This is a genomic window from Cryobacterium sp. TMT2-17-1, from assembly GCF_004402765.1.
Taxonomy (GTDB): Bacteria; Actinomycetota; Actinomycetes; order Actinomycetales; family Microbacteriaceae; genus Cryobacterium; species Cryobacterium sandaracinum.
The window spans coordinates 21,264-43,877 of sequence record NZ_SOGC01000038.1 but is presented as its reverse complement, the minus strand read 5'-3'; the positions used below and the strand labels follow the sequence as shown (position 1 = coordinate 43,877).

Annotated in this window: 20 protein-coding genes and 1 tRNA gene; 2 read left to right on the top strand and 19 right to left on the bottom strand. The window is 67.4% G+C overall.

Annotated features, from left to right (window positions below; translation table 11 throughout):
* Positions 1-10: 10 nt before the first annotated feature.
* On the bottom strand, positions 11-970 hold the full coding sequence (locus E3O47_RS10475; protein WP_134420459.1) for a hypothetical protein: 960 nt from the start codon (positions 968-970) through the stop codon (positions 11-13).
* Between the two features lie 225 nt (positions 971-1,195).
* Here E3O47_RS10475 and E3O47_RS10470 point away from each other — a divergent pair, with 225 nt between their 5' ends.
* Positions 1,196-1,564: a hypothetical protein gene (locus E3O47_RS10470; protein ID WP_104100825.1), complete on the top strand. Its 369-nt coding sequence runs from the start codon at positions 1,196-1,198 to the stop codon at positions 1,562-1,564.
* 97 nt (positions 1,565-1,661) lie between these two features.
* Here E3O47_RS10470 and E3O47_RS10465 read toward each other — a convergent pair whose 3' ends face one another.
* The 3 genes from E3O47_RS10465 to E3O47_RS10455 form a co-directional block, all read right to left on the bottom strand.
* A complete protein-coding gene (locus tag E3O47_RS10465) occupies positions 1,662-2,639 on the bottom strand; it encodes a ribose-phosphate diphosphokinase (protein WP_104100824.1) in 978 nt (325 codons plus the stop codon).
* Positions 2,640-4,064 carry a bifunctional UDP-N-acetylglucosamine diphosphorylase/glucosamine-1-phosphate N-acetyltransferase GlmU gene (glmU, locus tag E3O47_RS10460; RefSeq protein ID WP_104100823.1) on the bottom strand — a complete coding sequence of 475 codons (1,425 nt, stop codon included), beginning with the start codon at positions 4,062-4,064 and terminating at the stop codon, positions 2,640-2,642.
* Between the two features lie 62 nt (positions 4,065-4,126).
* Positions 4,127-4,198: transfer RNA gene (locus tag E3O47_RS10455), tRNA-Gln, on the bottom strand.
* 123 nt (positions 4,199-4,321) lie between these two features.
* On the opposite strand from E3O47_RS10455, the gene E3O47_RS10450 reads away from it, so the two are divergent.
* Positions 4,322-4,813, top strand: coding sequence for a MarR family transcriptional regulator (locus E3O47_RS10450; protein WP_104100822.1), 492 nt, complete (start codon positions 4,322-4,324; stop codon positions 4,811-4,813).
* A gap of 1 nt (position 4,814) precedes the next feature.
* Here the strand turns inward: E3O47_RS10450 and E3O47_RS10445 are convergent, their stop codons facing one another.
* The 15 genes from E3O47_RS10445 to E3O47_RS10370 all read right to left on the bottom strand — a co-directional run bounded on the left by E3O47_RS10445 (position 4,815) and on the right by E3O47_RS10370 (position 22,440).
* A complete protein-coding gene (locus E3O47_RS10445) occupies positions 4,815-6,335 on the bottom strand; it encodes a CYTH and CHAD domain-containing protein (RefSeq protein ID WP_134343490.1) in 1,521 nt (506 codons plus the stop codon).
* 87 nt (positions 6,336-6,422) lie between these two features.
* Positions 6,423-7,196: a phosphate ABC transporter ATP-binding protein gene (locus tag E3O47_RS10440; protein ID WP_198412015.1), complete on the bottom strand. Its 774-nt coding sequence runs from the start codon at positions 7,194-7,196 to the stop codon at positions 6,423-6,425.
* A 224-nt stretch (positions 7,197-7,420) separates the two neighbouring features.
* Positions 7,421-8,293: a sortase gene (locus tag E3O47_RS10435; RefSeq protein ID WP_241977431.1), complete on the bottom strand. Its 873-nt coding sequence runs from the start codon at positions 8,291-8,293 to the stop codon at positions 7,421-7,423.
* 56 nt (positions 8,294-8,349) lie between these two features.
* Complete coding sequence (locus E3O47_RS10430) at positions 8,350-8,979, bottom strand: hypothetical protein (RefSeq protein WP_134343492.1); 630 nt, start codon at positions 8,977-8,979, stop codon at positions 8,350-8,352.
* Between the two features lie 174 nt (positions 8,980-9,153).
* The gene (locus tag E3O47_RS16015; protein WP_166785377.1) at positions 9,154-10,020 is read right to left on the bottom strand and encodes an LPXTG cell wall anchor domain-containing protein; all 867 of its coding nucleotides are present in this window, start codon (positions 10,018-10,020) and stop codon (positions 9,154-9,156) included.
* A gap of 29 nt (positions 10,021-10,049) precedes the next feature.
* A complete protein-coding gene (locus tag E3O47_RS10415) occupies positions 10,050-11,141 on the bottom strand; it encodes a hypothetical protein (protein ID WP_104100817.1) in 1,092 nt (363 codons plus the stop codon).
* A 110-nt stretch (positions 11,142-11,251) separates the two neighbouring features.
* Positions 11,252-13,918 carry a hypothetical protein gene (locus E3O47_RS10410; RefSeq protein WP_134420453.1) on the bottom strand — a complete coding sequence of 889 codons (2,667 nt, stop codon included), beginning with the start codon at positions 13,916-13,918 and terminating at the stop codon, positions 11,252-11,254.
* Positions 13,915-15,594 carry a phosphate ABC transporter substrate-binding protein PstS gene (pstS, locus tag E3O47_RS10405; protein ID WP_166785376.1) on the bottom strand — a complete coding sequence of 560 codons (1,680 nt, stop codon included), beginning with the start codon at positions 15,592-15,594 and terminating at the stop codon, positions 13,915-13,917. Before pstS ends, E3O47_RS10410 begins: the two co-directional genes overlap by 4 nt.
* A complete protein-coding gene (gene pstA, locus E3O47_RS10400; protein ID WP_134420451.1) occupies positions 15,591-16,892 on the bottom strand; it encodes a phosphate ABC transporter permease PstA in 1,302 nt (433 codons plus the stop codon). Before pstA ends, pstS begins: the two co-directional genes overlap by 4 nt.
* Positions 16,892-17,932 carry a phosphate ABC transporter permease subunit PstC gene (pstC, locus tag E3O47_RS10395; RefSeq protein ID WP_134415466.1) on the bottom strand — a complete coding sequence of 347 codons (1,041 nt, stop codon included), beginning with the start codon at positions 17,930-17,932 and terminating at the stop codon, positions 16,892-16,894. Before pstC ends, pstA begins: the two co-directional genes overlap by 1 nt.
* A gap of 302 nt (positions 17,933-18,234) precedes the next feature.
* Positions 18,235-19,047 (bottom strand): lytic murein transglycosylase, encoded by an 813-nt coding sequence (locus E3O47_RS10390; RefSeq protein ID WP_241973040.1) that lies wholly within the window; start codon positions 19,045-19,047, stop codon positions 18,235-18,237.
* Between the two features lie 2 nt (positions 19,048-19,049).
* Positions 19,050-19,520, bottom strand: coding sequence for a hypothetical protein (locus E3O47_RS10385; RefSeq protein WP_134343497.1), 471 nt, complete (start codon positions 19,518-19,520; stop codon positions 19,050-19,052).
* A gap of 261 nt (positions 19,521-19,781) precedes the next feature.
* On the bottom strand, positions 19,782-20,441 hold the full coding sequence (locus E3O47_RS10380) for an ABC transporter permease subunit (RefSeq protein ID WP_104100811.1): 660 nt from the start codon (positions 20,439-20,441) through the stop codon (positions 19,782-19,784).
* A 1-nt stretch (position 20,442) separates the two neighbouring features.
* Positions 20,443-21,504 (bottom strand): methionine ABC transporter ATP-binding protein, encoded by a 1,062-nt coding sequence (locus tag E3O47_RS10375; RefSeq protein ID WP_104100810.1) that lies wholly within the window; start codon positions 21,502-21,504, stop codon positions 20,443-20,445.
* A 66-nt stretch (positions 21,505-21,570) separates the two neighbouring features.
* Positions 21,571-22,440 (bottom strand): MetQ/NlpA family ABC transporter substrate-binding protein, encoded by an 870-nt coding sequence (locus tag E3O47_RS10370; RefSeq protein ID WP_134343499.1) that lies wholly within the window; start codon positions 22,438-22,440, stop codon positions 21,571-21,573.
* Positions 22,441-22,614 lie beyond the last annotated feature (174 nt).

Below are 22,614 nucleotides of genomic sequence, written 5' to 3'. Positions count from 1 at the left end.
AGCCGGCAGATTATCGGAGGACCGGGAGGCCTGCGGTTGTGAGGATGCGCAAGAGCGACCCGCGCTGGCGCACATCGGAGGGACCCCAGCGGGCCATGCGATTGCCTTCCGAGCGGAGGTCATCCTCGCGCACCTTCTCCCGGGTGACCGCCTCCCCGGGCGTGAGTCCCCGGAGATACTCCGCCTTCAGGTATTTGCCCTGCCCGTCGAACTCCCCGATCAGACGATAGGCCGGCCACTCGAAGTCGGTGAAGTAGAAGCCGCCGCGAGGGTTGCGATGGCACGTCTGCAGCAGGGGATCGGGGAAGCCCAGCTCGAAGATCGCCACACGACTGAGCGATTCACCCGGGTTGTCCGCATTGGGCCGTCCGAAGCGGATGGCCCGTTCCGCCTTCACCCACCCCCGGGGCGACACCGACTCCTGGAGTTTCTCGCGCAGCACCTCGTCCGTCAGGAAGACCTCCGGGGATGCACTTCGCGGATTGAGGGCATGATCGATCGCGACGACGGCTGTGGCGAAACTCCTGGTGCGCGCCAGGTCGAGCAGGGTGCGCGCGGGACTGGTCACGAGCATCCCGTCGACGTCGACGATGTCACCGTCGGGAACGTCGATGCGGTGGACCGTCACGCCATTCTTGCTCCGCGCCCGGGACTGCGGTGGTGCGAGCACGTGCACCGTGCTCGGCCAGGCCTCGGCCAGGGGAATCCCCCACACGGCCGCCGCCGATTGATGGCTGATCAGAGGGTCGCGCGTTCGCGTGGCGACGACCGCGCGGATCTCGGCGAGGTGCCTCTGTCGCGGTGGGAGCGGCCCCCAGTGTTCCGTCGTGGTGAAGACACCGCGGCGTAGCCGTAGTGCACTCCTCCCGAACTGCGCCTCGCGCCGAAAGTGCCGGTCGTCTGACTCTGTGGCGGCGGCCCCGCCCGAGAGGTACAGTCCGGTGTGCTCGTCGATTCGCGCGTCAGCCATCTGCCGAGGTTCGCGGTGTGAAGCGGGTACGGTGCCGCTCCCCCCGTGTTCCGTGGGGCCCGCGCGGCCCGGGGAGCCTGGGGAGGGGTGGCCGCGTCGCTCCCGGCGGAACAAACGTTGCCGCAGCGGACGACTGTTGCCCGCACACCGGCAACAGTCGTCCGCTGGGGCAACTGTTGGGGAGGTTCAGCACGAAGCAGCCTTGTTTGCGATACTGGGAGCCTGATGACGAGCGACGACCACCCCGAACTCTCCGGTTACGAGCCGCTGGACGCCGGCCGGCCCCTGCGCAGTCCGCGCACCCTCCTGATCATGCGCATCGTCGTCGTGCTCGGGCTCGTGGCGCTGATCGTGCCCGGCATCCTGACGAGCGTGCAGGTGGCGACGACCACGGCCGCCAATGCGTGCAGCGTGGCCACGGCTCGGTACTATCCGGGCGCCGTCGACTTCGACGCCCGCTTCGAGCTGAACGGTCCGGGCGGCTTCGGCTGGCAGTGCTACGCGATCGATCTGAACGAGCGCGAGACATATGTCGTGCCGCTCGGCATCATTCCCTCGGCGCCCCGGGCGCCCAGCACCGAGATGCCGGCGTAGACCCGGTCCCGATCAGGACTGAGCCCCGACAGACTGGTGGCCGGTCACCGACATCCGTCGACGACCGGCCGGGGTTCGCTGTGCGAAGGGCCCGCGGCTATGCGGCGCCCTCGAACATCGAGGTGACGGAACCCTCGTCGAAGACCTCGTGGATGGCCCGTGCCAGAAGCGGCGCGATCGGCAGTACGGTGAGCGTGGGGAAGCGCTTCTCCTCGGGGATCGGCAGGGTGTCGGTGACGACGACCTCGGAGATCGCGGGATTCTGCAGCAGCTCCAGCGCCGGGTGGCTGAACACGGCGTGGGTGGCGGCGACGACGACGCCGATCGCGCCGGCGGCGCGCAGGGCCTCGGCGGCGAGAACGATTGTGCGGCCGGTGTCGATCATGTCGTCGACGATCAGGCAGACGCGACCCTCGACCTGGCCGACGATCTCGTGCACGGAGACCCGGTTGGCGACCTTCGGGTCGCGACGCTTATGGATGATGGCCAGCGGGGCGCCGAGCTTGTCGCTCCAGATGTCGGCGACGCGCACGCGGCCCATGTCAGGCGAGACGACAGTCAGGGTGGCCGGGTCGAGCTTCTCCTTGAAGTGCTCGAGCAGCACGGGCATGGCGAAGAGGTGGTCGACGGGGCCGTCGAAGAAGCCCTGAATCTGGGCGGCGTGCAGGTCGACGGCCATGATCCGGTCGGCTCCGGCGACCTTGAACAGGTCGGCGATCAGCCGGGCCGAGATCGGCTCGCGGCCGCGGCCCTTCTTGTCCTGGCGGGCGTAAGGGTAGAACGGCGCCACGACCGTGATGCGCTTGGCGGAGGCCCGCTTGAGCGCGTCGACCATGATCAGCTGTTCCATCAGCCACTCGTTGATCGGGTCGGTGTGCGACTGGATCACGAAGGTGTCCGAGCCGCGCACGCTCTCATCGAATCGCGCGTAGATCTCGCCGTTCGCGAAGGTGCGTGCGTCGGTGTGAACGAGTTCGGTACCAAGTTCCGTGGCGATGTCCAGTGCCAGTTGCGGGTGTGCTCGCCCCGAAACCAATACAAGTCGCTTTTCGCCGCTGGTCTTGATTCCAGACACCTAGTCTCCACTCTTTGCCGCAGCCGCCGCCGCATCGGTTCCTGGGCGGTTGGTCTGTACCCAGCCGTCCATATTGCGTTGTGGGGCCACGGTGAGGCCCAAGGCCCCGGCCGGCACGTCCTTACGGACGATTGTTCCGGCACCCGTGTACGCCCCGTCCCCAATCCTAATCGGCGCGACGAACACGTTGTGCGACCCGGTGCGCACGTGGGACCCGATCTCACTGTGGTTCTTGGTCACACCGTCGTAGTTAGCGAAGATCGTGCCGGCCCCGATGTTCGATCCCACTCCCACGGTCGCGTCGCCGACGTAGCTGAGGTGCGGCACTTTGCTACCCACGCCGATGGTCGCGTTCTTGGTCTCGACAAAGGTACCGATCTTGCCGTCAGCGCCCAGATTCGTGCCCGGGCGCAGATAGGCGAACGGACCGACGGATGCGCCGGCGCCGATGACCGCGAGCGTCGCATCCGTGCGCTTCACCACCGCGTTCTCGCCGATTTCACAATCGAGGAGGGTGGTGTCCGGGCCGATCACGGCACCGGTCTCGATCACGGTCGAACCGAGGATCTGCGTGCCCGGCCGGATGATGACATCCGGAGCCAGCTTCGCCTTGAGGTCGATCCAGGTGGTGGCAGGATCCTGCACGGTCACGCCGGCCAGCTGCCAGCCGTAGACGATGAGGCCGTTCAGCTGGCGCGCGGTCTCGCTGAGCTGGGACCGGTCGTTGATGCCGGCCACCAGCCAGGCGTCGGCGACCGGCACGGCCCGCACTTCGGCCCCGGCCTGGCGCAGCAGCCCGACCACGTCGGTGAGGTACTTCTCTCCCTGCGCGTTCTCGGTGGTGACGTTGGCCAGCTGCTCGCGCAACTCGGCTACGCGGAAGACGTAGACCCCGGCGTTCGTCTCGGAGATGGCACGTTCCTCGGCCGTCGCATCCTTCTGCTCGACAATGCGGTCGAAGGCGCCCTCTTCGGAGCGCACGATGCGGCCATAGCCGGTGGCATCTTCCGGAAAGGAAGAGAGCACGGTGGCCGAGACGTCCCGGTCGCGGTGCGCGGCGACGAAACTGGCCAGCGTGGCCGCGTTGAGCAGCGGCACGTCGCCGCTGACCACGAGCACGTCGCCCTCGAAGTCATCGGGGAGAGCGGTGATGGCCTGCTCCACGGCCCGTCCGGTGCCGGGCAGCTCGTCCTGGTCGACGATCAGGCTCTCGGGCAGGTCCTTGCCGACGAGGGCGGCCAGCTGGTCGCGCTCGTGGCGCACCACGGTGACGACATGTGCCGCTTCGAGGGCGCGGGAGGTCGCCAGCACATGGCTGAGAATGGGCAGACCGGCCAACTCGTGCAGTAGTTTCGGAGTGCTTGATTTCATGCGGGTGCCCTGGCCGGCGGCCAGCACGACGATTGCGAGTCGGGAATCAGTCACGGGGTTTCCTCTAGCTTCGGTGGAGCCGCCCGGGGAAGACCGGATGGTGACGCCATGCAGTGCTCCGCCGCCAGGACTCGAACCTAGACCTAACAGCTCCAAAGGCTGTCGTGCTGCCATTACACCACGGCGGAATTCGTCGACCGCGGGCCGACCAACGGTGACAAGTCTGCCAGATATCGCGCCGATAGCGCGCCCCGGCGCTCCTGGGACGCGCTCCTGCGCCGGTTGGCGTGCCCGAGCGGGATAATAGACGGATGCCCGCACATGACGAAGTCGACCGGATCGTTGACGCCTGGCTGCGCGAACGGCCCGACCTTGACTTCGCACCGCTTCAGGTGCTGTCGCGCGTGGCCCGTCTGTCCAAGCACCTGGACCGCGCCCGCCGCACCGCGTTCTCCCGCTCAGAGTTGGACTCCTGGGAGTTCGACGTGCTCTCGGCGCTGCGCCGCGCGGGGGCACCCTACGAGCTGAGCCCGAAGGCCCTGCTGCAGCAGACGCTGGTCTCCAGCGGCACGATGACCAACCGGATCGACCGGCTCGTTGAGCGCGGGCTGGTCACCCGGCGCACGGACCCCAATGACGGACGCGGCATTTTCGTGGGGATGAACCCGGCCGGGCTCACCCGGGTGGATGCCGCCATCACCCGGCTGGTCGACGCCGAGGCCGAATTGCTCGCCATGCTGTCGCCGAGCGAGCAGGCCGGTCTCGCGACCCTGCTGCGCAAGCTCAGCCTCGGCTTCGACTGAGTTATTTCGCGATCGAGGCCTTGGGAAAGTCCCGCCAGGTGCGGAAGAAACGCGCCTCCACGGCGGCGGCCCCGTTCTGTTCCACTGCGTGCAGCCGACCGTAGCTGAAGGCGTTCTCACCCTGCAGGTACGCGGCCATGCCGAGCCGGAGCAGCTTCTCCCGGGCGACGACGCTGTCCTGATGGTCGCCGAGGGTGTCCTGCACCTGCCGGGCCGCGGCTACGAGCCGCACCGCTCGGCTGCGCCGCAGCGGCGTGGCCGTCTCGGCCGCATAGCGCAGCTGCTTGGCCCGTTTGCGCGCCTCGTGCAGCGCCTCGTCGCGCACAGCGCCCGACGGGGTGCCTTGCGCCAGGAAAACGGATGCGCGCAGCCGCTTCCAGTCCGCGCGGATCAGTTCGGGGATGACGATGCTCGCGGGCTTGTCCGCCGGAGGGAGCAGCGGCGGGGCGGCCAGCACGGCGTCGAGTGTGTCGAGCAGCCGGAAGTACCGCTCGGAGTCGAGGGCGGCGAGGGTCTGGCTGCAGGCACCCCGGATGACCGCCGCGAAATGTTCGTCGATGCGCTCCGTCAGCGGACCCACGACGAGTTCGGCCGGTTCCTGCCCGAGCCGGTGGGCGAGGCGCTGCCGGATCACCTCCGCGTCCCGGGCGGCGCCGAGCGAGCCGGCCAGCCAGCGCAGCTCGTTGCGGAGAGGCCCGGTGACCGCGGTGTCCAGACAGTCCCGGTAAGTGGACAGGACCGAGCGCAGGCGGCGGGTGGCCACGCGCATCCGGTGCACGCCGTCCACGTCGTTCTCTCGGACCCGGGCATCCTGGGTGCCGATCGCCCGCACCTGTTCGTGCACGTACTTCAGCAGCACGGCACCGGCGGAGCTCTTGCGGGTCGGCCGAGGTACTGGGACCGTGACGAAGGGCGGCAGAGCGTCGCCGAGGGCGCGGGCAAGTTTGGACGGGGTTCCGGATGGCTCCACGCCGACCGACGCGAGCCGCACCTGGGCGGCGTCGAGCAGGTCGCGGGAGCCGTGCACGAGCTCGACCTCCCATTCCCGCCAGGTCTGGCTGAGCGGCTCCGGCGCGAGCCGGTCGGCCTGCACCTCGTCGTCGCACACCTCGGCGAGCACCTGGTCGTCCTCGCCGACGAGTTCGTGCACCGTGCGTCGGGTGCGCAGCCGCACCACGGGCACCAGTGTGCGGCCGCGGAGCACCGCGCGCACGAGGTTGAGGATGGCCTCCGGGATGTGCTCCGGGTGCTCGCCCAGCGGCTCCCGAATCTCGCGACGCTCGTCAACGGCGACCGGGAGCTTGAGGTGCCAGCCGGCGTCGACTCCCCCGGTGCGGCGGCGCAGGGTCAGCCGCCGGCTGGCGAGGACCAAGTCGATGCTGTCGTAGTAGAGGGCATCGAGGTGGTGCTCGACGGGCGGCTCCACGTGGGTGACGCCCGGCAGGTCGTGCAGGGGCGGCAGCGTCGTCGCCGGGTTGACGTCGAAAGTGCGTTCGATCTCGGCATAGCCAGCGGAAGTCATGCTTCAGTGTAATTCGGCCAGGCGGCCCGGAGGGGAAAAGCTGACCCCCAGTTTCCGGCCGGTTCTCAGATCCCAGGCCGCCGATCGTTACCCGAACCGGCCGTTGACGTAGTCCGCGGTGCGCGGGTCGATCGGGTTGCCGAACATGGCGTCGGTGGGTCCGTGTTCCACGATCCCGCCGGGCGTGCCCTGAGCGGCGAGGAAGAAGGCGCAGTTCTGCGAGACGCGCTGCGCCTGCTGCATGTTGTGGGTCACGATCACGATGGTCACCTCCCGGGCGAGTTCGAGCATGGTCTCCTCGATCACCCGCGTCGACGTGGGGTCGAGGGCCGAGCACGGTTCGTCCATGAGCAGGATGCGCGGAGTCACCGCCAGGGATCGGGCGATGCACAGGCGTTGCTGCTGGCCGCCGGACAGCCCGCCGCCCGGCGCCCGAAGACGGTCCCGCACTTCCTTCCACAGGCCGGCCTTGGTCAGGCAGCTCTCCACGAGGTAGTCCTTCTCGTCGTTCGAGGCACGCTGGCCGGTGAGGGTGAGGCCTGCGATGACGTTGTCGTAGATCGACATCGCCGGGAAGGGGTTGGGCTTCTGGAAGACCATCCCGATGTGTTTGCGGGCGTCGACGAGCTTGCGTTCCGGGTCATAGATGTCTACGCCGTCGAGGAGCACCTCTCCGGCCAGGCTCGCGGAGGGAACGAGCTCATGCATCCGGTTCAGGATGCGCAGGAACGTCGACTTGCCGCAGCCCGACGGCCCGATCAGCGAGGTGATGACGCCCGCGGGCATCACGAGGTTGACCCGGTCGAGAACCTGACGCTCGCCGAACCAGGCGGAAACGTTGCGGCCTTCGAGGGTGGCCAGTGGGGCGAGGTCCCCCACAGCCGCGTGGCCCGGGGCTTCCGGGGACAGGTCCTGGCCGGCCGGGCGTTTGTGCCACGGCACGGACAGGCGACTCGTCACGGTCGGCACGGCGGATCGAGCCGGCGGGCGCAGCCTGCTCTCTCGCTGCCGTGGCGCCTTCTGTAGCGGCAGCACCTGCGTCGCGTCAGCGTTGATCATTTCGTCGTTCATGGACTCCATCGTTTCTACAGCAGGTTCGGAAGCAGGCGCACCATCTGGTCGGCCACGAACAGGCCGCCCACGGTGACGACGGGGAGGAAAACCGTCCAGGTTTTGCGGAGGCCGACGCGTCGATAGGCCCACACGGCGGCAAGCTCGACCAGCAGCAGGAACTGCAAGGCGAACACAAGCGCCCACACCGTTCTGGTGTCAGTGGCGAGCTCCCGGTCGACGGCAGGCAGGGTCACGAATGTGGTCGCTCGGACGCCCGCCGGTTTCGTTTCCGAAACGAGCTCAGCATCCACCCGGGCGATCCCGCTCGGCACAAACGCGGGGCCGCGAGCCGTCACGAGGATCAGGCGGCTCTTCCCCGCGCCGAGGGGAGCCGGCATGGGGTCACCCGCGTACCGAACGCCGAGAACGGAGAATTCCTGACGGCCCTGCCCGGTGATGACGGTGAACTGCTGCCCCGGTCGTAACTCCTGCAGTCGGGCGAAAGGGCCGCCGTATGCAGCGGCGCGGCCCATGATGACGCTGTAGCCGGCCTGGCCCGGCAACACGGTATCGCGGCGGTGGCCCGGTCCGGCACGCAGGGTACCGGAGTCGGTTCCTTCGACGACCACCTCGTGCACCCCGATCGAGGGAATGTCGATCAGCGCCACTGGGGCTCCGGCCTCGAGCAGAACCTGGTCCACGGTGCCCTCGCTGACCGGGGCCGTGCCCTGAGCGAGCTCTGCTCGCAGCGAGTTCGTCAGCTGCTGCTGCGAGACGAAGTGCTGCACTTGGCCGAAAATTGTGAGGTTGGCGAGAAAGCCGAAGATGAGCACGGCAACGATCGTGAGCGTGGTGCGGATGGCCTGATCGCGCGCGCTCAGCTCCACGAATGCACGCGGGGGCACGGGCATGCGCCGCGGCGGCGTTGGCAGCTTCGGTCGCCGGAGCGTTGTGGCGACCGTCACGATGTGACCGGCCCGTAGCCGAGTGCGAGGTCGGGCAGTGGGCGTCGCGACCGGCGGAGCCGAAGCAACTGGCGCACCGCCAGGACGAGCGCTGCCAGGAGCATGAGCATCGCCGTGAGGAACCACGGCAGGATGAGCGTGAACGAGTCGCGGGTCAGCGACCAGAGAGCCGTGCCAGCGATGTCCACGGGCGGAGTCATCGTCACGTGGCCTCGGAAGAAGGTCCACTGGCCGACATCTTCAAAGGTTGCCCTCATGGTGCGTGTCTCCCCCGGTGCGAGGTTGGCAACCTCGACCGTGTCGAGCGTCTGGACGGGCAGGTTGATCGCATTGTCGAGCCAGAACCGGAGGCTCGAGGTGATCGGGGCGGTACTGACGTTCTTCATCGTGAACTCCAGGGTCAGGTCCCCGCCCTCCGGCCCGATCTGCGGAGCGGGTAGCACGGTGAGCCCGCTGACATAGAAGAAATCGTGGATGTTCGTCGGCTCCCCGCTCATACCGCTAGGCCCATTCGTGGCAGCCTCGGCGCTCGCGGGGGTCGCGGTGAGCCCGGCAAGCCCGCAAATCAAGGACATTGCGATGAGGGTCACGGCCGTCAGGCGGGGCGCGGCAGTGGATGTGAGCACAATTAAGTTAGTCCATTCCAGGTTTCGGCATGCTGGACGCAGAGCAAACGACGGGGAAACGCGATCTCGCGCGCGAGCACCAATGCACCGACTCAACAGACGCATAGACGCCGACGAACGCCCGAAGACCACGGGACAACTCGTCCCGTGGCCTTCGGACGTACGGTGTGCTGCCTACTTGTCAGCGCGGCGGAAGCGACGCGCGATAATCACGCCGGCCCCGGCCGCGAGGGCGAGCATGCCCGAAGCCAGCAGCGGAAGGGTGTTGGCGGTTCCGGTCGACGCGAGCTCCTTGTCGGCCTTCGTCGCTGCGGCAACGCGCTCTGACGAGCCAGACGCCGGGTTGCCCGACGAGCCGGAGTTGAGGCCCGGCGTCACAGCAGGAACCGCAGCCGGCGTCGCGGTCGGCGTTGGCGTCACAGTCGGCGTCGGCGTCGCGGTCGGCGTCGAAGTCGCGGTCGGCGTCGGAGTCGGCGTCGGCGTCGGCGTCACCGGCACATCGGCCTGCGGCAGGAACGTGAAGGCGCCGGTGACCGGAACGACGCTGATCGTACGGTAGAAGGCGGCGGTCACTGTGACACCAGAGTTCATCGTGCACGCGAGGCCCAGGCTGTAGTTGCCGCCGGCGTTCCTGGCCGCAGTCTGGGAGTTATTGATGAGCGAGATCGGCGCGAGGGTCGGGTTGAGCACGTTGCGTGTCGCTCCGTTGAACGCGAGGGGCGCGTACGCCTTCCAGGTGAGGACGGTGTTTTCGGTTCCGGGGGTGGCCAGGAAGGCGAAGATATTCGTTGAGTTCGCCGGGCAGGTGAACTCGCCGTTGATGTCGCCCTGAGTGGAGGAGCCGAAGAGGTCCTCCTTCCAGCCCCAGACGTAGCCGTCCGACTTCTGGACGGCATCCGTGTCGTACATGTAGACGGGAGCGGCAGAACCATTCGTCTGCGTTGCGGCTGTCGCGGCACTCGCCGCGGCCGTGGCTCCGGCGACCAGAGCGAGCGAAACGACGCCGGCGGCGACGAGACACGACTTCTTGTTGATCTTCATTTATTTACAGTCCTGTTCTTGGGCGGAGGTCACTTGGAGATTCGAACGGCGGTGGTGGTCGAGGGTGCGAGAATGCCGAATTTTTTCTTCAACGAACCGGCTTTGGCGGCAAAAGTCGTCTGGGAGTTCGTCAGGCTGGCGCTTTTTGTCGGATCGAGCAGGTCGGCCAGAGTCGAGTCATATGCGGCATTCGTCGGGTCAACTCGTGCGTACTGAACAACGAGGTACGTGTCGCGTCCCCAACGAGAGTCGGCGTAGTAGGCGGCCACCGGGGCCATCGAGGTGCCGGTGCCTGTCACGGGGGTGGTGCCTGCGACCAGGGAGCCCAGGACCGTGGTGTCCTTCTTCTTGGGGAAGCTCGCACCAGTGTTCATGGCGACCCAGCGGGACACCGACATAGGCGCGACAGTGTTGATACCCAGGTCAGAGGCGTCGTGCTCCTGACCCACGGTGACACACGAACCCAGGGTCGAATCCGTGACGCCGATTTTGGACATGAAGTCCTTGCGCGTTCCGGAACCGGCCTGCGGGATGACCGGTGTGACCTTCACTCCGCCGAGGGTGGTGACGCTGCAGGTGTAAAGACTCGTCATGGTCGCGGTGTCGATGGTACCGATGCCGGCTGCCGTCGAAGCGCTGTCATACGCGTAGGCGATCGCGTCGCGACCGAAAGGCACCTGGATCAGGCTACCTGCCGGGTCGACCGTGCCTGATCCGGACGAACGGGCGATGTCGATCTGCCCCGTGATGACGACGCCCGCGGGCGCGCCGACGGTTCCGGACGTGTACGGGGCGCCGTCAATGGAACGGAGAAGGGCCGTGCGCCCGTCGCTTGAGCCATTCGGGCGACCGAAACGCACACCGGAGGACTTCGTCGTGATGAACGGGGTGCCGGTCGCGTCGAACGAGCCGATGCTGTTTCCGTTGGCTGTCGAACGAACCGACGCGCCCGAAAGGCCCGAACCGTTGGCCAGGGCGCTGACGACGTCCTCAAGGGTGTCGGAGCCGACGATGGAGTAGCTGTTCGAGACGGGCTCGGCGTTAGCCGGGCTGACGATGACAAGGCCGGAGATGGCCACGCCGACAGTTGCGCAGAGCGCAAGAGCCTTCTTGGTGTTCACTGGGGTGCCTTTCGTGGGTGATGCAGGAGACGGATCCGGATGGGTCCCTCTTGTCTCAGCGCTACGGTCCGAAGCGGGGAACCCGCGCGAAGCGTCACGTTGGGCGCGCATCAGGATCGTCTCCGAACGCGCGAAATAAAGGGGACGCCGCAGGCGGCGAGCAGGCCGGAGAGCAGCCCGGCCGGCACCGCCGCGCGTACCGGTCCCATGACCGGGTCCGCGGGCGTCGGTCTCGCCACCAAGGGGTCGACGACGGTGCCCGTCGCGGCCGGGTCGACCGCGGCGTCGGCCACCACCGGCGCGGCTTGAGCCTGGAACTCTGCCGGACCGTAGGTTGACGGGGTCGGCACATAGGCCGGCCTGTCGACCGCAGGGGCAGTCTCGGGCATGGCCATTGCTACGACCGGGCTGCCGCCCTGTTCGATTGCGGTCGCGGCGGCGAGCGCCTGGTCCACCCAGCTCTTCGGGAGCGGGGTGTAGCCGCGCGGCAGCTGCCCGATCTCCGTCCCAGGTACCTGGCCTGCCACCACCGCGTACCGGATCAGGTTGGCGTAGATGGCCCTCTGGGCGGCATCCGTTTGCAGCGGATTCAACGCGGCATAGACCGGCATCGTCATTGGGTACGCTGTGGCGGCAGCCTTGGCGCTTGGGTTCGCCGGGTCGTATTCGAGCACCTTGGGGTTTGTGCTGGTCGGCACCATGGCGGCGGAGGCCGCGAGCATGGACTCCGGCGATGGCGCCACGAACGAGCCCGCTGAGTTCTGCAATGACGCCGTCACCGTTTGGTAGCGAGCGGCCGCGGCTGCGGTGGTGACGCCAAGCACGCGCTGGTTGCCCACCAGGCTGCGCACGCTCTTGCCGAACTTCGGCGGGACGCTGGTGGGGTTCCAGTCGCCGAGCTCCTGCCCGTCGCCGCGCAGGGTGAGATACGCGCCGCTCTCGAAGTCGCTGGTGTAGGGGCGCCAGGTGACCAGGTTCACTGCCGTTGTTCCGGTGCCGGCAGCGGCCGCGGGCCGCTCCAGTGGATCAGCCTTCGGAAAATTCGTGCGGGGAATCGTCATGGCCGTCCCGGACGGGTTGACAGCGGCATTGGTGGACGACCAGGGGTTGACTTTCATTCCCCACATGTCGGGCGTTCCGTTCAGGAAATCGACGGCGGCGGGGTCGGAAAGGACGTAACGCCACAGTTGCTGGGCCTCGTCGGATCTCCCGGAGGGAAGGAGCATGTCTCCCAGGGACGGCCCGGTCAGGTCCTGGTACTTCCACTCATCGTCGTTGACCGCCAGAAAATCGGGGTCGACCATGAGGTTGCGCGCGTTCGCGCCAGGGTTCGCGGAGTCGGTGTAGCCGAAGAACTTGAGGGAGTCCGACGTGGCCGGCGCCCCGGAAGGCAGTGAGTCGAGATACGAATTAGTGAGGAGCTTGGCGACCAGGCGAGGCGTGAGGTTCAGTGACGTGAACGCCTCGGTATTCCTGGCCTTGTATTCCTGGGGAACTGCGCCAACCGGTTTCACCCGGCGGTCGATGGAGAACGAAACTGCGACGCCGCTGAGGGCGATCGGTGCGTATGCGACGGGATCGACCCTGTCGGTTTGCAGGGGACGTGAGGTGAGAGCCAGCGGGCTGGGTGTCGTGAGGCTCGCCGCGGCAAGCGCGTCCTCCTCGTTGCCGATGCTGAGCGCGAAAGAGGAACCCGCCGCACCGGTGCACACTTTGGGTTGCCATGACCCGATCGCCGCGGCGACCAGTTCGCTTCCGGAGAGCTGCTTCTCGGCCGAGCCGATGGCGCAGCGCTGGCCGATGGGCTTGAAGTCCAGCTTGACGGCCACACTGTGCTTCCAGGAGTCCCACAGCAGGCCGGACTTGGTGATGTAGGACTCCCCCGCGTCGCTTTTTCCGCGCGGGATGACCACGAGCCAGCAGGATTTTCCGGAGACAGAGCCGTCCGCGGCGGTCACGGGTGTGCCACAGCCCAGGCCCGGGGACTGCATCGCGGTCTGCACCTCGAATTTGACGGAGCCGTCGCCACTGTCGCTCGATCCGGCCCAGGGCACCTCATTCGTCGTGTACTGGGTGTAAAACTCGTTGGTGGCCAGGTCAACGCCGGAGATGCCGTCGGGCAATGTGACCCCGGTGTCGGACGGCGAACCGGTGGCCTTCTGCACGAGGCCCGTCAGGGGATCCACGACATGATGCGTGAGAACGTTGGCCGAGTCGGCGAACACCGACGAGATCGAACCGCCCGTGGATGCGCGGTAGGGAATCGCGGTGAACGCCGGAATGGTGAACCCGTTGGCGGGAGATGTGTACTGCGCGTCCTGCGGGGCCACCTGGTCCTGGCTGACCGCGGTGTCGCGGGTGGACGCGGCCTTGCCGGGGAAGCCGCCGTACTGGCAGGTCGTACGATCCGGGCGGCTGGAATCCGTCGGGTCGTCTCCCCAGCACTGCGCGATCTGGAGGAAGTCCTGACCTCCCGAACTGCCATCGGGCCGCTCGGACTTCGTGCCTCCGCTCCAGTTGACGACGATCCCCTGGGAAACGAGGTCCTCGGTTTGGGACACGGTGACCTTGAGGTCGGGGAAGGGGGCGGTGGCGACGTCCGGGTCGTAGCCCCTCGACGCGACCGTGACCGCGGTCGACGTGTCAGCGGATGCTGCAGAGGGAACCAGGGAGCCGAGCGCGGCGACACCCACGCCGACCAGCAGACCGACGACGATTCCGCTGGCGCCGGCGCGGGCCCAGAGCGCGTTCTTCGGGGCGAACGTGACGCGCTTCACTTGGTTCCTGCCTTCGCGACACGCGGTTTGAACCGGCCGGCGAGCACCGGCGGCAGCACGGCGGCGGCCAGCAGGAGAAGCCCGGCGACGAGCATGATCGATTGCTGGGCGCCCCACCCGCCTTCCGCCAACGTGAACGGTGCGGCGATGGCCGTGCCGACCACGCCGGTTGCCGTGGCGCCGACCGTGGACACGAGGGCGCCGTTCTCGTCGTACACGGGCGAGGCCACCGCGCCTGATGCCGCATCCGTCCCGCCTTGCGCCACCGCACCTGTTCCCCCGGACCCTGCCGGCGAAGCCGTTCCCCCGGCAGTTGTCGCGGCGGCTGAGCCGGCCGCGCCACCACCCGATCCGCTACCGGACACGGCCGTGTCTGCCAGCGCCCCGGCCGTGCCGGTGGTGCACTGGTTGGCCCCCATCTTGTCGCAGGCGGCCGGCTGGAGAGCCGTGGTGGCCAGCAGGTTGCTTGACGGGGAGTCACCTGATTTGAATGTCGGGTTGTTGCATTTGTTGATGTCGACGCCGCTGGCATCGGCGCCTGGCACTCGCTTGATCTGGTCGAAGCCGGCCAGCACAAGGTTCATCGGCAGAGGCGAGTAGCCCAGGGCTTCGGCCTGCTGCTGCCCCTCGCAGAGCATGTAATGTGCGAAGGTACCGAGGGTCAGGCCCTTTTTGGCGGTGAAGACGCCGCCGACTTCGGTCGGCACGATCATGTAGGAGTAGCTCGCGAGTGGGTAGGTGCGGGGGTCCGCGTTGTTGTACACGCCGTCCAGGATCTGGGTGAGGTAGGTAGGCCCGGGTGTGGTGTTGATGGATGCCTTCAGCAGTGCGACGGCCACGGAATTGGCCGTGGGTTCCGTGTAGTAACCCGCGGCGTTGAGCACCTTGGCGACGGGGAAACCGGAGTTCTTGGCGTAGGAGTACTCCACGTAGGTGATCGCACCCTCGCCGTAGTCCTGGCTCACGTAGCCGGCGACGCCTGAGGATCCGCTTTGCGCCTTGGCGTTGCCGTAGGTGGGGAACTGCGAGGTGAGGCCGCAGGGGGCAGACCGGCCGACCTTCGTGCAGAAGGAATTCCAGAGGGCCGGGTGCTGCTTGGACATCCAGAGTGTGAATTGCGCCGTGGAGCCGGAGCCGTCCGAGCGAACGACGGGCACGATACCCTTGTCGGGCATGGCCAGCCCGGGGTTGTCGGTCGCGATGGCAGGGTCGTTCCACTTCGTGATGGCGCCGGTGAAGATCTTGGCGATGACCTCTCCGCTGAGCCGAAGGTTTGTGACTCGCTTGCCGCCGATTTTCAGGTTGTACATGAAGGACGTGCCACCAGCCACGATGGGCATGTAGGCGTAACCGCGGGCAGGCACCTCAGGGGCCGAACCGTCCTCCGGGGCGGTCTGGAACGGGATCTCGCTGACGGCGAAGTCCACGTTGCCCGCGACGAAGTCACGGCGCCCGGCCGATGAGCCGACTCCGGAGTAGTTCACCGTCATCGCGTAGTTATTGGCAACATTCTTGCGCCACTGGTCCAGGGCGTTCTGCGACCAGGTCGAGCCGGTACCGGTGATTTGGTCGTAACTCGCTGCCTGGGCAGCTGGCGCCGTGAAAACGCTCAGCAGCACAACGACGAGCGCGAATAAGGCTCGGACTGTGCGAATCTGTCGGGTTTGCGGCGTCACGAGGACGTCTCCTTCGTGGTGAGGTCGGTAGGTGAACTGGTCGGCCGGAGCATTGAATTGGTTCCGGTGATCCCCGGACCGAGGTCACCCCGTACGCTCATCCGTTGCAGGTCCCGCTCCGATGCGGCGTCGACGCGCAGTCGCCGCCGACGGGACAACTGGCCGGGACCGGTGCCGCCAATGAGTCGAGCAATGGCGAAGAGGGTGAGCACCAGGAGGATCAGGACGGCGGCCGTGCCGAAACCTCGGGCGATCATGGTGGGCTCAGGAGACTTGACGAAGTCGAAGACCTGCAGCGGGAGGGAGATCATCGGGCCGGCGAAGGGGTTCAGGTTGGTCACCGCGGTGACACCCGAGGTGAGCAACACTGGGCTGGTCTCGCCGATGCCGCGGGCTGTGCCCAGGATCACGGCCGTTGCCAGTCCGGGCCGGGCGGTCGGCAGCACGACATACCAGATGGTGGCCCAGCGGGTGGAACCGAGGGCATAGGCGGCCTCCCGCAGGTTGCCGGCGACCAGGCGAAGCACGATATCCGAGGCCCGGATGACGATCGGGAGCATCATGACGGTGATCGCCATGGCCGCGGCGAAGCCCGACCGCTGGTGCGTGATCAGCACGATGATCGCCGAGTAGACGAACAGGCCGGCCACGATGGACGGCAGCGCGGTCATCGCATCCGAAATGGTGCGCACGAACCTCGCGAATCGGCCACCGACCTCGTTCAGGAACAGGGCGGTCGTGATGCCGAGCGGAATCGTGACCGCCAGCGCCATCGAAATCTGCATGAGCGTGCCCAGGATCGCGTGCACGATACCGCCCAGGTCGAGGCCGTCGAGGGGTCCGGCCAATTCCATGCTCTGGGTGAAGAAGTTGAGATGAGGCAGGGCTTCCTGCCCGCGTATCAGAGTGAACGCCACGACGAAGACCAGGGCGCCGAAGAGCACCACACCGGCGCTTGATAGCAGCACCGCCATCACGCGGTCCTTGACCTCCTGCGCGTCGCTCGTGAAGCTTACGAGCAGGGCGTAGAAGCCAAGGAACGCCAGATACGCCACGAGCGCCCAGCCCACGCCGCCGGAAAGCGGAGTGATCCAGCCGAAGAGGAGCACCGCGACGGCGATTCCGGCTGCGGCGGCACCGAGAACGTTGAACCGGTCGTCGAGCCGGGCGCCGCGCACCCGGCGTCGCGGTCCGATCGGGGTGCCGTCGTAGGCCGGGATCGTCGTGGTGTGGGTGTCGTTCGTCGTGCAGGTGCTGGTCGCGGCGTGCGTGATGTTGGGTGCGTGCGTGATCGTCATCAGTCGCTCTCCGCCCCGGATCGAGACCGTGCCACGATCGACGAGGCCGTGAAGTTGATCACGAGGGTGATCAGGAACAGTACGAGTCCGGCTGCCATCAGCGCGGAGAGGCCGAATGAGCTGGATTCGCCGTAGCGGAGGGCGATGAGCGCGGAGACGGAGTTGGTGCCGGTCTTCAGCACCTCCCAGTTGATCGTGAAGATCGGCGAAATGATCATGTAGACGGCGATGGTCTCACCGAGAGCACGGCCGAGGCCGAGCATGGTGCCGCCGATGATGCCGCCACGACCGAAGGGCAGCACGACCGCACGGATCATGCCCCAGCGCGTCGACCCGAGCGCGAAGGCGGCCTCGCGCTCGCCGATCGGCGCCTGGGAGAAGGCCTCGCGCATGACCGACGTCTGGGTCGGGACCACCATGAGGCCGACGACAATGCCGGCGATGAACGCCGAGGAGGTGAACGCGCTGGCCTCGGTGAGCGCTTGCCCACTGGCGTCCGCCACCCGGAACAGCGGGATCCAGCCGAAGTAGCTGGAGATCCAGGTGGCGACCGGGATCACGTTGGTCTGCAGGAAGAAGACGCCCCAGAGGCCGAAGACCACGCTCGGCACGGCGGCCATCAGGTCGACGAGCGTGACGAGCGTGGAGCGCATCCGGCCCTGGGCGACCTCGGAGATGAGCAGGGCCGTGCCGAGGGCGAGCGGCACGGCGACGCACATCGCGATCACCGCGATCGTGATGGTGCCGAACAAGACGGATGCGATGCCGAATTTCTGCGACTCCGGCGACCAGTCCTGCTCGACCAGAAAGCTGAACCCGGCGACGCCGAGGGCCTCCGAGGCACGCAACGCCAGGAACACGCCCACGGCGAGCATGATCGCCACGGTGATGCAGCCGGCGAAGAAGGCCACCGAACGGAACACCGAGTCCGAGACCGAGGGACGCGCTGTCAGTAAGCGGCGCGGGGACGAGTCCGGGTTCGCCGGGTCGACCGTTGGCGGCTCGATCGCAGGCGCGTCGAAGAGGGTCGAAAACGACATGGGTGTCCTTGCACATTCGGGTGTGGGGAGCGGAACGAACGCGGAGGTAGCACGTCCGAGACACATGTTTGGGGCGCTTGGTTAACACTGAGCGTCGATTTGTCCAGCTAGAGGTGGACGCGTAGTGGAGAGTTGAGCGCGCGGGATTGCACCCGGTGCAGGACCGGGGGCCCCGAAGAGGGCGCCCGCACGTGGGCGCGCATCACGGCGGCAGCCGAGTCACGGGAGAACGGCGGCCGCGCGGTGAGCGCGAAGTGGCGTGCGCCACCGAGCGGTTTAGCTCGCTACGTTTATATACGGCGTCACCGCGCGCCCGCCACCGCGGCGTAGGTATTCGCGGTCGCGGCAACGGTGTTCACATAGGATTCGACGTGGTTGTACGCGAACACGGCGGCGCGCCAGCGATCGGGCCGGGACAGCTCGCCGTAGTGGCAGAGGTAGCGGCCGGCGGCGAGGGCGGCATCGTCGATTTGTTGCGGGTCGTCGACGCCGTCCCCGTTGCCGTCGGCGCCCCATCGCTGCCAGGTTGCCGGAATGAATTGCAGGGGCCCGACCGCGCGGTCCCATTCGGTGCTGCCGTCCCAGACTCCGCGATCGGTGTCGCTCATCGCGGCGAAAGCGCTGCCATCGAGTGCGGGGCCGAAGATGCCCGGGCGGGCGGCGCCATCCGCTCCGAGTGCCGAACCGTCGTGGCTGCCGTGACCGGATTCGACGTTGCCGAGGGCGGCCAGGGTACTCCAACCGAGGTGGCAGCCCGGTTGTTCGGCCGCCAGGGCCAGGGACGCCCCTGCATAGCCGAGCAGGGCGCGCACTGGGATGCCGGCCGCTTGGGCGACGCGGGTGGCCCAGGCAGGGTCGGCGAGCGCCGCATTGCCATCAATCGGAGGCGTAACCGTCGGCAGGGCAAGCGTGGCGGGCGCTGGTTCGGCCGCGGGCAGCGATCGGGCAACCTCTGGCGGCACGGTGGTGATGACCGCCGACGCGGCCGGTGCGAGACTCGCCCGCACGCCCTCGGGTGCCTGGAAACCGGGTACCAGCCAGCCGAAGACCAGCCAGCCGACCACGGAGAGGCCGGCAACCGTGGCGATCATGGGGGTTCCGCGGTGCTTGCGCACGGTCACCAGGACAGGGCCCGTTCCTCGTCGGAGAGTACCCGGTTGCCGCGCTGCCCGGCCTCCGTGGCATGACGGGCGTCCGCACCGACGAGCGCGCTGTGGAAAGCCTCAATGGTTCCAGCCGAGGCCTCGCGGCTGGTCGACGCCGCGCCATACCAGCGCCCTGCAGTCATCACGACTACATCACCGACGCTGATCACCCACCCGTGTGTGCCGGCCTTGGGACCCGTGACAACCGTGGCGACCATCGAATCGCACTGGCCCTTGAGTTCGAGGACGTGGGCTCGCGCGCTGGAGAACGTTGCGTAGACGGAGGAGCTACGGCCGAGCTCGCGCCGGTTCGAGGCGAGCAGTCGCCAGATACCGGAGTGCCGCGGCGCTCCCGTGAGCAAGGGACCGGCGCGGTGCCCGTCACGCACGGCGACCGCCCTAACGGGAGTGCCGACATTCTGCACGCTCTCACGGAAAGCCACCCATCCATGCAATCGGGGGTCGGCGGCGGATTCAAACGCCGAGAAGACGATGCTCGGGCTCGGCGACAAGATGACTCCCTGGGCAAGGATGATGCAGCGAAGGGGCCACTGTGACGTGTAAGCGGCTCGAATAGGCCGACCCCGCGTGTACTGTCCAGCCCACGAATGTCCGGTCCGGGAGCATCACCTGAACCGGAGGTGAACGAGGGATGTCCGGCGCTGAAAGAACGCGCGAAAGATGTCCCGCACTCGGGGGTCGTCTTACCGGCGGAATGCCTTCCGGGCCAGCCAGTTTCCGAGGAACTGCACCAGCTGCACAAGCACAATGATCAGCAGCACGGCCGCCCAGGTCACCACGGGATTGAACTGGCGGTAACCGTAGAGCAGCGCGAAGTTTCCGAGGCCGCCGCCGCCGACGTAGCCGGCTACCGCCGACATGTCCACGAGCGCCACGAAGATGAAGGTGTAGCCGAGGATGAGCGGGCCGAGCGCCTCGGGCAGCAGCACCGTGAAGATGATCCGGATCGGCCCGGCCCCCACGCTGCGGGCCGCCTCGATCACACCGGGCGTCACCGTGAGGAGGTTCTGCTCCACGATGCGCCCCATGGCAAAGGATGCCGCGAGCGAGATCGTGAAGATAATCGCCGCGTTGCCGATGCCGGTTCCCACCACGGTCCGGGCCAGCGGCTGGGCGGCGGCAAGGAAGATGATGAACGGGATCGGCCGCACGATGTTCACCAACAGGTTCAACACCACGAAGACCCCGCGGTTCTCGAGGATGCTGCCGGCGCGGGTCAGATACAGGCCGAGGCCCACGAGCAGGCCGCCGATCCCGCCGAAGAAGAGCGTGAGGCCGACGATGTAGAGGGTCTCCCCCGCGGCGATCCAGAGTTCGGGCAACAGGTCGATCAGGCTGTCCATCTCAGCGCACCTCGGTCACGGTCGTGAGGGTTCGCACCCGGTCGAGCGCGGCGTCGATGGCGGCGTCGGCCGCGGCATCCGTCGCCCCCGGCGTGGCCAGTGCCAGCGTCAGGTGTCCGAACGACCGGCCCTGGATCTCGTTGATGCCGCCGTAGACGACCTCGAAGGTGACGCCGGCGGAGACGAACTCGCCGAACACGCGGGCCTGATCGACGCTGCTGTCGCGGAACGCCAGCGTGACGAGGCGGCCCGGGTGACGCCGCCGCAGCACGGCGAGTTCCGACGAAGAAGGGAGACCCTTGACAACAGTCGAGACGAACCGGGCGGAGGCCGCCTGCTGCGGGTTCGAGAACACGTCGAACACGTCGCCGCGCTCGATCACCCGGCCCTGGTCCATCACGGCGACCTTCGTCGCCAGGGTCTGGATGACATCCATCTCGTGCGTGATCACGATAATGGTGACCCCGAATTCCTTATTCACCCGCCCGAGCAGGTCCAGAACCTCGGAGGTGGTCTCCGGGTCGAGGGCGCTGGTGGCCTCGTCGGCGAGCAGGATGCCCGGCTGGCTGGCTAAGGCCCGTGCGATGCCCACGCGCTGCTTCTGACCGCCGGAGAGCTGGTCGGGATAGGCGCCCGCCTTGTCGCCGAGCCCGACGAAGTCGAGCATCTCGGCGACCCGGGCCCGGCGCGTCTCCTTCGATTGTCCGGCCACCTCGAGCGGGTAGGCGACGTTCGCCGCGACGGAGCGTGACCCCAGAAGGTTGAACTGCTGGAAGATCATCCCGATGCCCAGCCGCACCGGGCGCAGCTCCCGCTCGGGCAGGCGGGCGATGTCGGTGCCGTTGATCAGGATCTCGCCCGACGTCGACCGTTCGAGAGCGTTCACAAGCCGCACCAGGGTGCTCTTGCCTGCCCCCGAATAACCGATGATGCCGTAGACATCCCCGGCGTCGATCGTGAGGCTGACCTTGTCGATGGCGACGACCTCGGCCCCGCCCCGGGTCGTGGGCAGGTACACCTTGCTCACGTCACGCAGTTCGACAACGGGGGTGGGGGCAGGCATGGGACGTCCTTACTGACTGGCGTGGCGCCGGACTGTGCGGCTGTGCTGGGCTGAGGTCGGGCGGCGCTACCTCTGGGCTATGGTGTCCTTCTCGACCGTGGCGAGGGAGGCCTCGAGGTCGGCGACCGGGGTCTTGACCATCACCGCGGAACCGGCGGACACGTCGATCACGCCATCCTGAACGGCCTTCGTTGTCTGGTAGATTTCGACCAGCTTCTGGTAGGTGGCGTTGTCCTTGTCCTTTGCGCGGGCCGCGAAAACGTTCACGTACGGGAGCGCGTTGGGGTCGGCGGGGTCGTCCTGGGCGAGGGCATCCTCAACCTTCAAACCGGCCTTCTCGACGAAGTCGTTGTTGATGATCGCGGCGGCGACATCGGGAAGCGACGTGGCGGTGAGCGAGGCCTCGAGCGCGGTCACGGTGACCTTGGACTTTTTCTTATCGATATCGTCGAGGGTCGAGTAGATGCTGCCACCGTCGGAGAGCGTAATCAGCTTCGCCGACTGCAGTACGAGCAACGCGCGAGCCAGGTTGCTGGCATCGTTCGGCACAGCGACGGTGTCGCCCTTCTTGATTTTGCTGACGTCGTCATACTGGGTCGAGTACAGGGCGAGCGGGTAGATCGCGGTGGCGCCGACCGGCGCGAGGTCTTCTTTGCTGGCCACGTTGTACTCGGCGAGGTAGACGATGTGCTGGAACTGGTTCAGGTCGAGCTCGCCGGCAGACAGGGCCGGGTTCGGCTGCCCGAACTCGGTGAAGTCGACGATGTCGACGGTGATGCCGGCATCCGCCGCGGCTTCCTCGTAGACAGCCCAGTATGGGTCGCTGGCGCCGACGACGCCGATCTTCACGGTCTCGTCGGCGGCCGCACCGGAGCAACCGGCGAGCAGGGCGACGAGCGGTACGACCGCGAGAGCGGCGAGCAGTTTCTTGTTCACGATGGGGTTCCCCTTGTTGGCTTCGGTGCCGTCTGAACGGCGGTGGGTGCCGGCGCGATTTCGGGCACAGAGGGACCACGGGACAAAGAGGGGTGGGAGTCTGTGCCGCTGCGTCGCGAGGCACGTTCCAAGGCTAACGGGAGATGCTGCGCCGCGTGCGCGCCAACGTCACAC

Bases quoted from the DNA above. Each gene is read 5' to 3' on its own strand.
- E3O47_RS10475 (WP_134420459.1), bottom strand. From the start codon at position 970: ATGGCTGACGCGCGAATCGACGAGCACACCGGACTGTACCTCTCGGGC.
- E3O47_RS10470 (WP_104100825.1), top strand. From the start codon at position 1,196: ATGACGAGCGACGACCACCCCGAACTCTCCGGTTACGAGCCGCTGGAC.
- E3O47_RS10450 (WP_104100822.1), top strand. From the start codon at position 4,322: ATGCCCGCACATGACGAAGTCGACCGGATCGTTGACGCCTGGCTGCGC.
- E3O47_RS10445 (WP_134343490.1), bottom strand. From the start codon at position 6,335: ATGACTTCCGCTGGCTATGCCGAGATCGAACGCACTTTCGACGTCAAC.
- E3O47_RS16015 (WP_166785377.1), bottom strand. From the start codon at position 10,020: ATGAAGATCAACAAGAAGTCGTGTCTCGTCGCCGCCGGCGTCGTTTCG.
- pstA (WP_134420451.1), bottom strand. From the start codon at position 16,892: ATGACGATCACGCACGCACCCAACATCACGCACGCCGCGACCAGCACC.
- pstC (WP_134415466.1), bottom strand. From the start codon at position 17,932: ATGTCGTTTTCGACCCTCTTCGACGCGCCTGCGATCGAGCCGCCAACG.
- E3O47_RS10380 (WP_104100811.1), bottom strand. From the start codon at position 20,441: ATGGACAGCCTGATCGACCTGTTGCCCGAACTCTGGATCGCCGCGGGG.
- E3O47_RS10375 (WP_104100810.1), bottom strand. From the start codon at position 21,504: ATGCCTGCCCCCACCCCCGTTGTCGAACTGCGTGACGTGAGCAAGGTG.